Genomic DNA, 15,515 nt, shown 5'->3' with positions numbered 1-15,515 from the left:
GGTTTGTGATGAAGTTAGCCATTGTTACCGCCTGCCCGAACGGCATGGTTACCAGTGTGCTGTGTGCTCGCTTGCTGGACGCCGCCGCGCAACGCCAGGGTTGGAGCACCAGCGTCGAAGTGGTGGACGTCGCACGCCCGGAGCGCCAGTTGTCCCAGGCGACGATCGATGCCGCCGAGTGGGTGCTGCTGGTCAGCAGCACGCCGGTCGACATGCAGCGGTTTGTCGGCAAACGCGTGTTCCAAAGTACGCCTGCTCAAGCCTTGGCCGATGTCGAGGCGGTGTTGCGCCTAGGCGCCGAAGAAGCCCAGGTGTATGTCGAGACACAACAGGCGGTAAAAAACGCGCCGCGTATCGTCGCGATTACCGCATGCCCCACCGGCGTCGCACACACCTTCATGGCCGCCGAAGCCTTGCAGCAAACCGCCAAGCGCTTGGGTTATGACTTGCAGGTCGAGACTCAAGGTTCGGTCGGTGCCCGCACCCCCCTGAGCCCGGAAGCTATCGCCAATGCCGATGTGGTGTTGCTCGCGGCGGACATCGAAGTCGCCACCGAGCGCTTCGCCGGCAAGAAGATCTACCGTTGTGGGACTGGCATCGCCCTCAAGCAATCCGAAGCGACCCTCAACAACGCCCTGGCCGAAGGCGCGGTGGAAAACGCCGCCAGTGGCGCGGTGGCCAAGCCGGAAAAAACCGGGGTGTACAAACACCTGCTCACGGGTGTGTCGTTCATGTTGCCGATGGTGGTGGCGGGCGGCTTGCTGATCGCCTTGTCGTTCGTGTTCGGCATCCATGCCTTCGAAGAAAAAGGCACCTTGGCCTCGGCCCTCAAGATCGTCGGCGACCAAGCCTTCATGCTGATGGTACCGCTGCTGGCGGGCTACATCGCCTACTCGATTGCCGACCGTCCAGGCCTGGCGCCCGGCATGATCGGCGGCTTGCTCGCGGGCACGCTGGGGGCCGGGTTTATCGGCGGCATTTTTGCCGGTTTCCTGGCCGGTTACTGCGTCAAGTTGATCACCCGCGCGGTGCAGTTGCCGCAGAGCCTGGAGGCGCTCAAGCCGATCCTGATCATCCCGTTGCTGGCCAGTCTGTTCACCGGGCTGGTGATGATTTATCTGGTCGGCCCGCCGGTGGCGCGCATGCTCACGGGCTTGACCGATTTTCTCAGCACCATGGGCACCACCAACGCGGTGCTGCTGGGCATTCTGTTGGGCGGCATGATGTGTGTCGACCTGGGCGGGCCGATCAACAAGGCCGCGTATGCGTTTTCCGTCGGTCTGTTGGCGGCGCAGAGCGGGGCGCCCATGGCTGCGACCATGGCCGCAGGCATGGTGCCGCCGATCGGCATGGGCATCGCGACGTTCCTGGCGCGACGCAAGTTCGCCCAGACCGAACGCGAAGCCGGCAAGGCCGCGATGATTCTAGGGTTGTGCTTTATCTCTGAGGGCGCGATCCCGTTCGCCGCCAAAGACCCGCTGCGGGTGATCCCGGCGAGTATCGCCGGTGGTGCCTTGACCGGTGCGCTGTCGATGTATTTTGGCTGCAAACTCGCGGCGCCTCACGGCGGCTTGTTTGTGCTGGTGATTCCGAATGCGATGAACCATGCATTGCTGTACTTGCTGGCGATTGTGGCCGGCAGCCTGCTGACTGGTCTGGTCTACGCGTTGATCAAGCGTCCGGACGCGGCGCCGGTGGCTGTCGCAACGGTGTCATAAGCGCATGCTTTAGTGGCCCTTTTGATACTCAAGAGGGCACCTGCATGAGCCACTTCGATCTCGGCCGTCGCCGTGTAATGCAAGCCGTCGGCGCCGGCATTCTACTGCCGGGCCTGGCCCCGGCGGTGATTGCTTCGGTCAAGGACCGCCCGCAACTCACCGATGGGGTGCAGTCCGGTGACTTGCTCGGCGACCGCGCCATGATCTGGAGCCGCAGTGATCGCCCGGCCAGGATGGTGGTGGAGTGGGACACCCGCAGTGTGTTCAGCAACCCCCGTCGTTTTGTTTCCCCTCTGGCCGACCTGCGCAGTGACTTTACCGCTCGCGTCGAGCTGACCGGGCTGCCGGTCGATCAGGCGATTTTCTACCGCGTGCACTTCGAGGATGCCCAGACCGGTGTCGCCAGCGAGCCCTGGTTCGGCCACCTGCGCAGTGTGCCGCAGCAGCGTCGCGACATTCGCTTTGTATGGAGCGGCGATACCGTTGGCCAAGGCTTCGGCATCAATCCGGACATCGGCGGCATGCGCATCTACGAAGCCATGCGCCTGCGCCTGCCGGACTTCTTTATCCACAGCGGCGACACCATCTACGCCGACGGCCCGGTGCCGGCGCAACTCACGGTCGAGGACGGGCGTATCTGGCGCAACATCACCACCGAGGCCAAGAGCAAGGTTGCTGAAACCCTCGATGACTACCGCGGCAATTATCGTTACAACCTGATGGACGAAAATGTGCGCCGCTTCAATGCCGAGGTGCCGCAGATCTGGCAATGGGACGATCACGAAGTGGTCAATAACTGGTCGCCGAGCAAGCAACTGGACGAGCGTTATCAGGTCAAGGACATCAACACGCTGGTGGGGCGTGCGCGTCAGGCCTGGCTGGAATATTCGCCGATGCGCCGGCAGAGCGCCGACGGCGGCGGGCGTATTTACCGCAAGCTCAGCTATGGTCCGCTGCTGGATGTGTTCGTGCTGGATATGCGCAGTTATCGCGGGCCTAACGACGACAACCTGGGCGGCGAAAAACCCTTTATGGGGCGTGAACAACTGGACTGGCTCAAACGTGAGCTCAAGGCGTCCCAGGCGCAATGGAAAGTCATCGCCGCCGACATGCCCATCGGTCTCGGCGTGCCGGATGGTGAGGTCAGCCCAGGCGTACCGCGCTGGGAAGCCATCGCCAACAATGACCCGGGCGCACCGCAAGGCCGCGAGCTGGAAGTGGCCGAGTTGTTGGGCTTTTTAAGGGCGCAGCAGGTTCGCAACCACGTGTGGCTGACGGCTGATGTGCATTACTGCGCGGCGCATCACTATCACCCGGATCGCGCGGCGTTCCAGGATTTCGAGCCGTTCTGGGAGTTTGTCGCCGGGCCATTGAACGCGGGCAGTTTCGGGCCAAACCCACTGGATAAGACGTTTGGCCCCGAGGTGGTTTTCCAAAAGGCTCCAGCTGCGCAGAACAGCTCGCCGTTTGCCGGGTTCCAGTTTTTTGGCGAAGTGCAGATTGATGGGCAGACGGCGGAACTGACGGTGACTTTGCGCGACCTGGATGGCGTGCCCGTATTCCAGCAAAAACTCCAACCCGCCTGACTTGTTGGTGGGTCTGTAGTGAGCGGGCTTGCCCCGCGCTGGGTGGCGCAGCCGCCCCAAACCCAGGCACCTCGGTCCTTCTGAAATACTGCGGCGTCTTTGTTGGGGCGGCTGCGCCACCCAGCGCAGGGCAAGCCCGCTCACTACAAGCCCCCGCATCTCCATCGGCTTTCGAGGGTCAGTAGACATCTCGACGGTAGCGGCCTTGCTCAATCAAGCGTTCCACCGCTTCACGGCCGAGCACGTCATGCAGCACTTGGTCCACGCCCGCTGCCATCCCCTGCAAACTGCCGCACACATAAATGGCTGCGCCATCGGTCAGCCATTTGCGCAGTACGTCTGCCGACTCACGCAGTCGGTCCTGTACATAGATTTTCTCTGCCTGATCGCGGGAAAACGCCAGGTCGAGCAGGGCCAGATCGCCGCTGGCCAGCCAGCCATGCAACTCGTCCCGGCAGAGGAAATCGTGCTTGATATTGCGTTCGCCGAACAGCAGCCAGTTGCGCTGCTGGCCATCGGCAATACGCGCCTTGAGCAAGCTGCGCAGGCCCGCGAGGCCGGTGCCGTTGCCCAGCAGAATCAGCGGCACCGGGGTTTGTGGCAAGTGAAAGCCGCTGTTACGCCGCAAGCACAGGCTGATGCCCGAGCCGATTGCTGCGTGCTCGGTCAACCAGCCCGAGCCGAGCCCCAGGCTGCCGTCGGGATGACGTTCCTGGCGCACGATCAGTTCCAGCACGCCGTCGCTGGCAATCGAGGCGATGGAGTATTCGCGCATGCCCAGGGGCACCAGCGCGTTCACCAGCGCCTGGGCGTGCAGGCCGACCAGGTGCGCACGGTGGGTCGGTAATTGGCGGGTGGCCAGAGCCTGTTCGAGGGGTTGCGCCAAGCCATCGATAACCACGCTGTCGTCACCGGCCAGGCCCATGCCCTCAAGGAAGTGTTCAACGGCCCCCAGGCTGTTGCGCGGCAGCACTTCCACCAGGTCGCCCGCCAGCCAGGTTTGCGGCGACGGCGGTGTCAGGCCCAGCAGGTAGATGCTGGCGCCGACGCTGTCGCGATTGAGCAGGGTGCGTTGGCTGAGGGTCCAGTTTTCATACGGTGCGGCCTGCCAGGCCGCTGCAGGCGCGTGGCCGGTGAGTTGGCCCAGTTGCTGTTGCCAGGTCGACAGGGCTGCGGTATCGCCGCTGTCGACTTCCACCGGGGCAAATAAGGCATTGCCGCCCTGATGGGTCAGCCAGAAATGCAGGCGTCGGGCAAAGCCGCAGAAGTGTTCATATTGACGATCGCCCAGGGCCAGTACCGAGTAGTTCAGGCCTTTGAGGGACAGGTCCTGGCCGAGCACGTTGCGCTCAAAACCACGGGCGCTGTCTGGCGCTTCACCATCACCGAAGGTGCTGACTACGAACAGTGCATTTTCCGACTGGCTCAAGTCGCTTTGGCTGACGCTACCCAAAGGTTGCACCTTCACTGGCACCCCGGCGGCCTGCAATTGCCCGGCCGTTTGCCAGGCCAGCTGCTCGGCAAAGCCGCTCTGGCTGGCAAAACCGATCAACCAGGCTGGGGCGTTGCCCGGGTTGGCGCCCAGGCCCTTGCGCGCATCGCGCACCTGGCGTTTTTTGCGGCGCCGGTCGAGGTACAGCAGCCAGCCCGTGATAAAGAACAGCGGCATCAACAACGAAGCGACGGTGAGGATGATCCTGCCGGTCAGGCCAAAGTAGCTGCCGGTGTGCAGCGCATAGATGCTGGTGAGCCACTGGGACTTGAGGGATTGGGCCGCGTACTGGTCGTGGGATTGGACCTCGCCGGTGACCGGGTCCAGATCGATCTGGTTCAACGCCCGGTCATGCGGCGATGAGCTAAGCAGGTAGTAGACGGTGGCCGGCTGCCCGGCGACGGCCGGCATACGAATGTTGTAGGCGCTCAAGTCGGGGCCGGCATTCGCGTAGATGCTGCTCCAGATGGCGTCGTAGTTGGCCTCCGGGGCCGGACCTTGAGGCGCCGGGCCGCGCTTGCGCACGCGCTCGTTATGCGGGGCGTCGGACAGCAGGCTGGTGAGGCCCTGCCTGTACCAGTCGTAGGACCAATACAGGCCGGTCAGCGCCGAAAACAGGTAGAACAACAGGCACCAGGTGCCGAACACCGAGTGCAGGTCCCAGTTGAAACTGCGACCCTTTTTGCGCCAGTCCAAGGTCAGCCAGGCACGCCAGTTCGCCACTTGGCGTGGCCAGCGCAGGTACAGGCCGGAGAGGCAGAAGAACACCAGGATCAGCGTGCAGGCGCCGGTGATGTTGCGCCCGGTTTCGCCCATGGCGAGGAAACGGTGCAGTTGCAGAGTGAAGCCGAGCACATCCTGGCCGACGGCATCGCTCCTGTTATCGCCGGTGTACGGGTCGAAGTAGCGCATCTGGCCACGCCGCTCACCCGGTGGAGCGGTGAAGTACACGCGGGCGGCATTGCCGCTTTCGGTTTCCACCCACAGCATCGACACGCTCTTGCCCTCACGGGCTTCGAGCTTGCGCACCAGCTCGGCGGGAGGCAGCACGCCGGCCTCGCGTTTTTCCACGGTCAGTACCCTGGGGTTGAGCGCCCTCAGGATTTCATCCTGAAACGAAACCGCAGCCCCAGTGATCCCCATCAACGCCAGCACCAGCCCGGCCGTAATGCCGAAGAACCAGTGCAACTGAAACAGGGTTTTCTTCAACACGTCTGACTGCCTCGCTCATCTGGATTTGTTCGTCACGGCGCGCATTATGCCGTGAGTTGTCGAGAAACATTCTTTTTTACATGCAAAAGCCCCACGCATCCGATACGTGGGGCTTTTGGCGGGGCGTTGACCGCTTTTAGAAGTGGAAGCTGGTGGTCAACAGCGCCGTACGACCGGCTGCCTGGTTGGCGAAGTGCGCCGCGTAGGCTTTGTCGTAATAGGTCTTGTCGGTCAGGTTTTGCACGTTCAATTGCAGGTCGATGTTCTTGGTCAGCTTGTAACTGGCCATGGCGTCGTAGCGGGTGTAGGACGGTACGTACACGGTGTTGGCCGCATCGCCGTAAACCTGATCGACGTAGAACGCACCGCCGCCGATGGTCAGTTTTGGGGTGATGTCGTAGGTGGTCCACAGGCTGAAGGTGTTCTTCGGCGTGTTGGGCATTTCATTGCCTTTGTTCGAGCCGGTGCTGACGACACCGTTGCGGCCGTTGAGACCTGCGTCGACCAGCTCGCTTTTCAGGTAGCTGTAGCCCGCGAACACTTGCCATTGGTCGGTGAGCTTGCCGCTGGCGGACAGCTCCAGGCCGTCAACACGGGACTCACCGGCGTTCTGGTAGGTCATCGAATCCACCAGGATTCGCGTGTTTTTCTTCTCGGTGCGAAATACCGCCGCGGTCAGGGACAGGCGGTTGTGGAACAGGTCCCACTTGGTACCCAGCTCGTAGTTGACGGTTTCTTCTGGCTTCAGGTCGCTGGTGGCGGCACCGGCCGACAGTGGGTTGCCATCGGCACCTTCACCCACCAGGCCGCCGGCTGGCGATGCCGAGGTGGCGTAAGAGGTGTAAATGCTGCCGTTCTCCATCGGCTTCCAGACCAGGCCCGCCTGCCAGTTGAAGAACTGGCTGTCGTTCTTGATTTTGCTGCGGCCGTTGGTGGCATTGCTGTTGGCCACGGTGTCGAAGGTATCGTAACGCAGGCCCATGTTCAGCAACCATTTCGGGTCGAGTTCGATGGTATCGAATACGTACGCCGCGCGGCTGGTGGCTTTGGTATTGGTGCCCATGTAGTTGCGTGTGGCGCTACCGGTCCAGGCGTCGTCCGGGTTGGGGTTGCCCAGGGAGGTGCAACTCCCGCCGCTGCTGCCGACCAGGCCGGGTTTGCAGCCGCCGCTCGGGTTGGCGTTGGGTGACACGGTGTAGCCGCTGACGCGGGTTTCTTCCCCGGTGAATTCCAGGCCGGTGGAGTAGGAGTGCTTCATGCCCGCCAGTTGGAAATTACCAAACAGGTCGGTCTGGTTGGTGGTGGTTTCGGTGGTGGAAACGCGAGTGTTCGCGCGACGCCACACGGTGCCGAACTGGTTGACGTTGTGCTGGCTGTCGTCGGGCTGGGTGAGGATGTAATCCTGGCCGGTGCTGCCGTGGCGCAGGGTGTTTTTCAGCGTCATGTTGTCGTTCAAGTCGTGCTCGACGGAGAACGTGCTGATGTCGGCGCGGGTTTTGCGGAAGTCGCGGTCTTTCAAGCCGTAGAAGTTGCTGCTGTTGCCGCCGTCGGTGGGTTTGTCGTGTACATGGACGGCTTTGGCGCCGCTGTTGCTGTAGCCATAGGGCATGCCCGAATCCGGCAGATCATCGCTTTCCATGTGGTAGTAGCTGAGGTTGACGCGGGTCGGTGTGCCCAGGCCGAAAGTCAGCGACGGCGCTACACCCCAACGGTCGTAATTGATCGCATCGCGGCCGGCCACATTCTGCTCGTGGCTCATCAGGTTCAGGCGGAACGCGGCGTTGTCGAGGAACTGGCGGTTCACGTCGAGTACGTAGCGGCGGGTCTGGTCGGAGCCGTAGGTGAAGCCACCGTTGGTGAAGTCCCGTGCCTGGGGCGTCTTGCTGACCAGGTTGAGGCTGCCGCCGGCCGAGCCGCGACCGCCGAAGGACGAGTTCGGACCTTTGCTGACTTCAATCGACTCGATGTCGAAGATCTCGCGGCTCTGGCCGCCGGTGTCGCGCACGCCGTCCAGATAGGTGTCGCCCTGGGCGTCAAAACCACGGATGAAGGGACGGTCGCCTTGAGGGTTGCCGCCTTCACCGGCACCGAAGGTAATCCCCGGTACGGTGCGCAGGGCATCTTGCAGCGACGTGGCGGCGGTGTCTTTCAGGACTTGTTGCGGCACTACAGTGACCGATCGCGGGGTGTCCACCAGTGGGGCGGTGTACTTCTGCGAGGAGGCCTTTTCCACCTGGTAGGACGTGTTGTCCTGTTCCTGGCCGGTGATGCTGGTGGCACCCAGGGAGATGCTGTTGCGCTCGCCTTTGGGTTCAGTGGCTTCAGCCGCTTGCGCCAGGTGGGCGACAGAGCCGGCAGTGAGGGCGACGCCGATGGCCGACGCCAGTATGCGTGGTGAACTGGCCGGTGTTTTTGTAGTGGTGCGCGACATGACGTGTCCTTCCCCAAGGATGTGAGGCCGCGGAATATAGGCTCAACAAGACTTTCTATCAATTGCGATACATTGCTATTCGCATTGAATTTACATTCTTTACACTTTTGCCTTACGGTTTCCACGCACTCATTCGTCTGGGTGTTTTACATGGAGGATAAGAATCAATACCATTAGCGCCTTTCCGTATTCAGGGGCTGCCCCATGCTGCTGCACATACCCGGCCTGTTCTCTCGTGAGGAAGTGCAGCGCATTCGCCAGGCCCTGGAAACCACAGAATGGGCCGACGGCAAGATCACTGCCGGGCACCAGTCCGCCAAAGCCAAGCACAACCTGCAATTGCCCGAAGGCCACCCGCTGGCCAAGGAAATTGGCGCCGCAATGCTGGAGCGGTTGTGGAAAAACCCGCTGTTCATGTCCGCCGCGTTGCCGCACAAGGTCTTCCCGCCGTTGCTTAACTGTTACACCGCCGGCGGCAGTTTCGACTTCCATATCGACAACGCCGTGCGCCAGGCGCGGGGCAGTCACGAGCGGGTGCGCACCGACCTGTCGTCTACCCTGTTTTTCAGCGACCCGGATGAGTACGACGGCGGCGAATTGGAAATCCAGGACACCTTCGGCCTGCAACGGGTCAAGTTGCCGGCCGGTGACATGGTGCTGTACCCCGGCTCCAGCCTGCATAAAGTCAACGCCGTGACCCGCGGTGCGCGTTATGCCTCGTTCTTCTGGACCCAGAGCCTGGTGCGTGAAGACAGTCAGCGCACCTTGCTGTTCGAGATGGACGGTGCCATCCAGCAACTGACCCGCGACGTCCCCGACCACCCGGCCCTGATCCAACTGACCGGCACCTACCACAACCTGTTGCGTCGCTGGGTCGAGGTCTGACATGAGTTTTTTATTGCGCCGCGAGGAGGTGCTCAACGTCGAGCAACTGCAAAGCATGCTCGACGACTCCCCGGTTCGCGCGGCCCAGGCGATCCTGATGGCGGCGAAGGAAGGTGTGACTGACGCACAGGCGTTGCTGGGGCAGATCCTGCTGGAAGGACGCGGCATTGCGCGGGATGAAGCGCTGGCATTGCGCTGGTTTCAGATTGCAGCCAAGCGCGGCCATTTAATGGCGCGCAACATGGCCGGGCGTTGCCTGGAGCATGGTTGGGGCTGTGCCATCGACGAGGCGGCAGCTGCGCGGGAATATCGCCTGGCGGCGCAGGCTGGGTTGGATTGGGGCCAGTACAACTATGCCAATCTGCTGGCGACCGGGCGAGGTGTCGCTGAAGACCGACGGCAAGCGTTGAGTCTTTATCGCCTGGCGGCAGAGCAGGGCCATGCCAAATCCATGAATCTGGTGGGCCGTTATCTGGAAGACGGGCAGTGTTGCCCAAGGGATCTGGAGGCCGCTGTCGAGTGGTACCGCCGCTCCGCCGAGGGCGGTGATTTTCGCGGGCAATTCAGTTACGCGGCGGTGCTGGCTGATAGAGCGCAAATCGATGAAGCGTTGGGTTGGCTGCGCAAAGCATTGGCGGGCGGCAATCGCAAGTTTCTGCTGACGGCGCACAAGGCTTTGGCGGCGGCCAATGATCCGCAGGTCCGCGCAATGGCGCACGCCTACCGGCAACGCGCCGCCAGCTTGTCTTGAGGCATAAAAAAACCCATGACCTGTCATGGGTTTTTTGTGTGCGGCGGGCTTACACGTAGTAAGACTTCAACGGTGGGAAGCCGTTGAATTCAACCGCGCTGTAGCTGGTGGTGTACGCACCGGTCGACAGCCAGTACAGGCGATCACCGATCGCCAGGTTCAGCGGCAGGCCATATTTGTAGTTTTCGTACATGATATCGGCGCTGTCGCAGGTAGGACCGGCGATGACCACTTCTTCCATCTCGCCTTTCTTCTCGGTCCAGATCGGGAACTTGATGGCTTCGTCCATGGTTTCGATCAGGCCGGAGAACTTGCCCACGTCGGTGTACACCCAACGCTCGACGGCAGTACGGGATTTACGCGCCACCAGCACCACTTCGCTGACCAGGATACCGGCGTTGGCAATCAACGAGCGCCCTGGCTCCAGGATAATTTCCGGCAGGTCGTCGCCGAAGTCTTCCTTGAGGAAGCGGATGATTTCTTCCGCGTAGGTTTCCAGGCTGTTGGTGCGGGTGATGTAGTTGGCCGGGAAGCCGCCGCCCATGTTGATCAGCTTGAGGTGGATGCCGTCTTCTTCTTTCAGACGCTCGAAGATCACTTTGACCTTGGCAATCGCTGCGTCCCAGACGCTGATGTCGCGCTGCTGCGAACCCACGTGGAACGAGATGCCGTACGGCACCAGGCCCAGGTCGCGGGCGAGGATCAGCAGGTCCATGGCCATGTCGGTCTGGCAGCCGAATTTACGCGACAGAGGCCAGTCGGCGGTGGTCGAGCCTTCGGTGAGGATACGGACATACACTTTCGAACCCGGCGCAGCCTTGGCGATGTTGCGCAGGTCGGCTTCGGAGTCGGTGGAGAACAGGCGCACACCCTTTTCAAAGAAGTAGCGGATGTCCTTGGATTTCTTGATGGTGTTGCCGTAGCTGATACGGTCCGGGCTGACGCCGCGGCCCAGTACCTTGTCCAGCTCGTAGATCGAGGCGATGTCGAAGCTCGACCCTTTGTCTTTCAACAGGTCGATGATTTCGACGGCTGGGTTGGCCTTGACCGCGTAATAGACCTTGGCGAATTCGAAACCGGCGCGCAGGTCATCGTAGGCCTGGCTGATCATCGCGGTGTCGATCACCACGAACGGGGTTTCTTGCTTGTCGGCGAACGCCTTCATTTTGTCAAAAGTGGCGCGCGCGAAATAATCTTCGACCTGGATCGACATGCTGGGAACTCCTAAGGGCAAACTGAAATTAGCAATGGGTGCAAATGAACGTCCTCCGTATCCCCACTTTGGTTCGCCTACTTCCCAAGGCATGTCGCCGAAAGCAAAAAGGCCATGGGATCAACCGCTTCCCTTGGCCTTGCTGTCTCGTCGTCAGTACTTGAGCCGGATGGATCGTTTCCAGCATGGACGTTCGGCGCGAACTTTAGGACGTGAGGGGCTATAGATCAACTAAAAATGTCGCGTTTTTGCACGCGTTCGTCGCGGCACCCCGTGCAGCTACTTATGTAACCGACCGGTATGACGGATTGATGTTCCCCGGATGGGCCAAGAATGATCGTCCCCACGCTCTGCGTGGGAACGCATCCGATGACGCTCTGCGTCAGGAGCGGCGGGACGCAGAGCGTCACGGGCGGCATTCCCACGCAGAGCGTGGGAACGATCAGTGTGGGAGGGGGCTTGCTCCCGATAGCAGTGTGTCAGTCAGCTTATCGGTAGCTGTCACACCGCCATCGGGAGCAAGCCCCCTCCCACAGTTTTAACCGCGTTGTGTCAGGTCAAGCCAGTGCGGCCTCGGCAGGGGAGACGATGCTGGTCTTGCCCCCACGCGACTTACCGGAACTCAGGTACTCGGCAATCGACTCCTGGGTCACTTCACCGAGGAACACCCGCTCTGCATCCATGACCGGCAACCACGAGCGGTTGAATTCGTACATGCGCGACAGCAGGATGCGCAAATGCTCGTCATACGCGGCAGTGGCGTTGAACTCGCGCAGGTATTGGCCGCAGGTGCCGGTCTGACGGTGCAGGTCGCGACGTCGTACATACCCCAGCGCCTTGTTCTCGGCGCAGGTGACCACCACGTAACGACGGTCATGCTCATCCATCAGTTCCAGCGCATCGGCCACCGGAGTCTCCGGGCTCACCGATGGGGCGTTGTCCGCCGCGTCCTCGGCCTTCACCAGCAGCAGGCGCTTGAGGGTGCTGTCCTGGCCTACGAAATTGCTGACGAACTCGTCGGCCGGGTGGGCCAGCAGGGTGTCCGGATGGTCGATCTGCAGGAGCTTGCCGGCGCGGAAGATCGCGATCTTGTCACCCAGCTTTATCGCCTCGTCGATGTCGTGACTGACCATGATCACCGTCTTGTTCAACGCCCGTTGCATCTCGAAGAACTCGTTCTGGATCATCTCGCGGTTGATCGGGTCGACCGCGCCGAACGGCTCATCCATCAGCAGCAACGGCGCATCGGCCGCCAAGGCGCGGATCACACCGATCCGCTGTTGCTGGCCGCCGGACAATTCACGCGGGTAGCGGTGCAGGTACTGCTTGGGTTCCAGCTTGATCATGCTCATCAGCTCGCGGGCGCGGTCGTGGCATTTCTGCTTGTCCCAGCCGAGCAGCCTGGGCACCACCACGATGTTTTCCTCGATGGTCATGTTGGGGAACAAACCGATCTGCTGGATCACATAGCCGATGTTGCGACGCAGGGTCACTTCGTCGAGGTCGGTGGTGTCTTCGCCGTTGATCAGAATCCTGCCCGAAGTCGGTTTGATCAGGCGGTTGATCATCTTCAACGTGGTGCTCTTGCCGCAACCCGACGGGCCGAGGAATACGCAGATTTCGCCTTCATTGACGGTCAGGCTGACATCGTTGACGGCAGTGATGGTCTTGCCGTTGCTTTGGAAGGACTTGGACAGGTTTTGGAGTTCGATCATTTGAGCAATCCTTTTGGAGTCAGCGAGCGTTGCAGCCATTGCAGAAGCAGGTCGGCGAAAATGGCCAGGAGGCTGACCAGTACGGCGCCGACAATCAGCATCGACATATCGCTGCGGCTGATGGAAGCCAGAATCAGTACACCCAGGCCGCCGGCGCCGATGGTGGCGGCGATGGTCATCACACCGATGTTCATCACCACGGCGGTGCGTACACCGGCGAGGATCACCGGTACGGCGATGGGCAATTCGACCATGCGCAGGCGCTGGCCGAAGGTCATGCCGATGCCGCGTGCGGCCTCACGAATGCCCGGCTCGACGCCGGTGAGGGCCAGGTAGGTGTTACGCATGATCGGCAACAGGGAATAGAGGAACACTGCCGTGATTGCCGGCATTGGCCCCAGGCCCTGGCCGAACTTGGAGTAGAACGGCAGCAGCAGGCCGAACAGGGCGATGGACGGCACGGTCAGCAGCACCGTGGCGCTGGCCTGCAACGGGCCGGCGAGGGACGGGAAGCGCGTCATCAGGATGCCCAGCGGCACGCCGATGAGGATCGCGAGGATCACGGCAATGCCAACAAGGGTGATGTGCTGCCAGGTCAGGTGCAGGACTTGGGCCCAATCAAGATGGGAAAAGGCGTTCAGGAATTCCATGTCTTCTCCTATTTAGTTGATTGGATGTTGGCGCAGAAAATCGGCGGCCACGGCGGATGGGCTCTCATGGTCGACGTCGACCCGCGCATTCAGTTGGCGCATGGTTTCATCGTCGAACAGGGCGGCCAGCGGCTTGAGTTCCGCCGCCAATTGCGGATGGGCGTCGAGATAAACCTGACGAACCACCGGGGCTGCGGTGTAGTCCGGGAAATAGTGCTTGTCGTCTTCCAGCAGCTTCAATTTGAAGGCGTTCAGGCGCCCGTCGGTGGTGTAGACCAACCCGGCGAACACCTGGCCATTGCGCAGCGCGGTGTAGACCAGGCCCGCGTCCATCTGCCGAGTGTTTTTGCGCGTCAGGTTCATGTCATACAGCTTGACCATGCCGGCCAGGCCGTCGGAGCGGTTGGCGAACTCGGTGTCTAGGGCCACCAGGCGGTTTTCCTTGGCGTCTTGTGCCAAGGCTTGGGTCAGGTCGCTGATGCTGTTGATTTGAGGGTGTTCCTCGGCAACCTTCTCCGGCAGCGCCAGGGCGTAGGTATTGCTGAAACGCGACGGTGCCAGCCAGACCAGGCCTTTTTTCGCGTCGAGTTCTTTCACACGCGCGTAGGATTGTTCGCTGTCGAGTTTCTCGTCGATGTGGTTGTAGGCCACCAGTGACACGCCGGTGTATTCCCAGATCAGGTCCAGTTGCCCGCTTTCCTGGGCGCTGCGCGCCAGGTTGCTGCCCAGGCCGCCAGTCACGCGAGTGTCATAGCCTTTGGTGCGCAGGTATTGGGAGGTGATTTCGGCAAGCAGGGTCTGTTCGGTGAACACCCGGGCGCCGATGCGAATGACGGGTTTTTCCGCCGCCTGTGCGAAACCTGCACACAGCAGGACGCAACTCAGTATCAAGGTCAGTGTTTTCATGTCGGTTCCTTAAGACGCGCGCAGCCCGCGTTCCAGCCAGAGGCGGCTGGTCAGGGTCACCAGGCCGTCAAGCAGCAACGCCAGCAGCGCGGTGCATGCGGCGCCGAGCAGCAGTTGCGGCTGATTGTTCAGGGCGATGCCGGGGAAGATCAGGCTGCCCAGGCTGTTGGCGCCGATCAGGAACGCCAGCGGTGCGGTGCCGACGTTGATCGCCAGGGCCACGCGCACGCCACCGATGATGATCGGCACGGCATTGGGCAATTCCACACGAAACAACACCTGGCGCGGCGTCATGCCGATGCCGGTGGCGGCTTCTTTCAGGGAACCCTGGACGTTTTTGAGGCCTTCGTAGGTGTTGCGCACGATGGGCAGGAGGGAGGCCAGGAACAACGCGAAGATGGCCGGGCCGCTACCGATGCCGAGGACGCCGAGAGCGATGGCCAGTACGGCCAGGGGAGGGACGGTGTTGCCGATGTTGAATATCTGCATGAAGCGTTCTGCGTGCCCGACCATGTTCGGTCGACTGAGCAGGATACCGGCGGGGATGCCCACAACGAGGGCGGCCAGCATGGAGACAAGAACGAGGATCAGGTGAGCTTGCAGGTAAAACAACAAATCGTCGCGGTACAGTTCGATCGTGTTGATGCCGATCCAGTGGACCAGCAGGGCCAGGAGCGCGACGACAACCACGCCTCCTATCAGCCCTTTGCCATAGCGAATAGCCACAGGCGGACTCCTTTTTTTCTTCTGTCGGCGAACACATTCCGTGGCGGCAATGCCATTGCTGGCTGTCTTCGAATGCGTTCGCGAAAAGCAGCTCGCCGATACCGTCAACGCGGTATGCGATCGAGCCATGAGCGCAGCCTCGTCAGGCTAACTTGCTGATTTTTCAGCCCCTGTTACGAGTGCGATAACAGGGGAATGGACGTCTCTACCTTTTTAAAGGTTCCATACTT

Annotated in this window: 11 protein-coding genes; 4 read left to right on the top strand and 7 right to left on the bottom strand. The window is 61.4% G+C overall.

Going from position 1 to position 15,515, the window contains the following annotated elements; translation table 11 throughout:
- Positions 1 to 8 precede the first annotated feature (8 nt).
- Positions 9 to 1,718, top strand: coding sequence for a PTS fructose-like transporter subunit IIB (locus DK870_RS06675; protein ID WP_161548288.1), 1,710 nt, complete (start codon positions 9 to 11; stop codon positions 1,716 to 1,718).
- A gap of 44 nt (positions 1,719 to 1,762) precedes the next feature.
- Positions 1,763 to 3,304 carry an alkaline phosphatase gene (locus tag DK870_RS06670; protein ID WP_161548287.1) on the top strand — a complete coding sequence of 514 codons (1,542 nt, stop codon included), beginning with the start codon at positions 1,763 to 1,765 and terminating at the stop codon, positions 3,302 to 3,304.
- 178 nt (positions 3,305 to 3,482) lie between these two features.
- On the opposite strand, the gene DK870_RS06665 is transcribed toward DK870_RS06670, so the two are convergent.
- Both DK870_RS06665 and DK870_RS06660 read right to left on the bottom strand, forming a co-directional pair.
- On the bottom strand, positions 3,483 to 6,008 hold the full coding sequence (locus tag DK870_RS06665) for a sulfite reductase flavoprotein subunit alpha (protein WP_161548286.1): 2,526 nt from the start codon (positions 6,006 to 6,008) through the stop codon (positions 3,483 to 3,485).
- A 136-nt stretch (positions 6,009 to 6,144) separates the two neighbouring features.
- Complete coding sequence (locus tag DK870_RS06660; RefSeq protein WP_161548285.1) at positions 6,145 to 8,439, bottom strand: TonB-dependent siderophore receptor; 2,295 nt, start codon at positions 8,437 to 8,439, stop codon at positions 6,145 to 6,147.
- A gap of 204 nt (positions 8,440 to 8,643) precedes the next feature.
- Between DK870_RS06660 and DK870_RS06655 the strand changes: the two genes are divergently transcribed.
- Both DK870_RS06655 and DK870_RS06650 read left to right on the top strand, forming a co-directional pair.
- Positions 8,644 to 9,324, top strand: coding sequence for a Fe2+-dependent dioxygenase (locus DK870_RS06655; RefSeq protein ID WP_025856255.1), 681 nt, complete (start codon positions 8,644 to 8,646; stop codon positions 9,322 to 9,324).
- 1 nt (position 9,325) lies between these two features.
- Positions 9,326 to 10,075, top strand: a complete 750-nt coding sequence (locus tag DK870_RS06650) for a tetratricopeptide repeat protein (protein WP_161548284.1) — start codon at positions 9,326 to 9,328, stop codon at positions 10,073 to 10,075.
- A 49-nt stretch (positions 10,076 to 10,124) separates the two neighbouring features.
- Here DK870_RS06650 and DK870_RS06645 read toward each other — a convergent pair whose 3' ends face one another.
- From DK870_RS06645 to DK870_RS06625, 5 genes are all read right to left on the bottom strand, one after another.
- Complete coding sequence (locus DK870_RS06645) at positions 10,125 to 11,288, bottom strand: type III PLP-dependent enzyme (RefSeq protein ID WP_060754887.1); 1,164 nt, start codon at positions 11,286 to 11,288, stop codon at positions 10,125 to 10,127.
- A 557-nt stretch (positions 11,289 to 11,845) separates the two neighbouring features.
- A complete protein-coding gene (locus DK870_RS06640; RefSeq protein WP_161548283.1) occupies positions 11,846 to 13,003 on the bottom strand; it encodes a betaine/proline/choline family ABC transporter ATP-binding protein in 1,158 nt (385 codons plus the stop codon).
- Positions 13,000 to 13,653, bottom strand: coding sequence for an ABC transporter permease (locus DK870_RS06635; protein ID WP_060754889.1), 654 nt, complete (start codon positions 13,651 to 13,653; stop codon positions 13,000 to 13,002). The genes DK870_RS06640 and DK870_RS06635 overlap by 4 nt, the downstream gene beginning before the upstream one ends.
- A gap of 12 nt (positions 13,654 to 13,665) precedes the next feature.
- Complete coding sequence (locus DK870_RS06630; protein ID WP_161548282.1) at positions 13,666 to 14,559, bottom strand: glycine betaine ABC transporter substrate-binding protein; 894 nt, start codon at positions 14,557 to 14,559, stop codon at positions 13,666 to 13,668.
- A gap of 9 nt (positions 14,560 to 14,568) precedes the next feature.
- Positions 14,569 to 15,285, bottom strand: a complete 717-nt coding sequence (locus DK870_RS06625; protein ID WP_161548281.1) for an ABC transporter permease — start codon at positions 15,283 to 15,285, stop codon at positions 14,569 to 14,571.
- Positions 15,286 to 15,515 lie beyond the last annotated feature (230 nt).

It is taken from the genome of Pseudomonas sp. Q1 (assembly GCF_009935975.1).
In the GTDB taxonomy this organism is placed as follows: Bacteria; Pseudomonadota; Gammaproteobacteria; order Pseudomonadales; family Pseudomonadaceae; genus Aquipseudomonas; species Aquipseudomonas palleroniana.
Note: the sequence above shows the minus strand (reverse complement) of the source record. Positions and strands in the feature narration are given on the sequence as shown.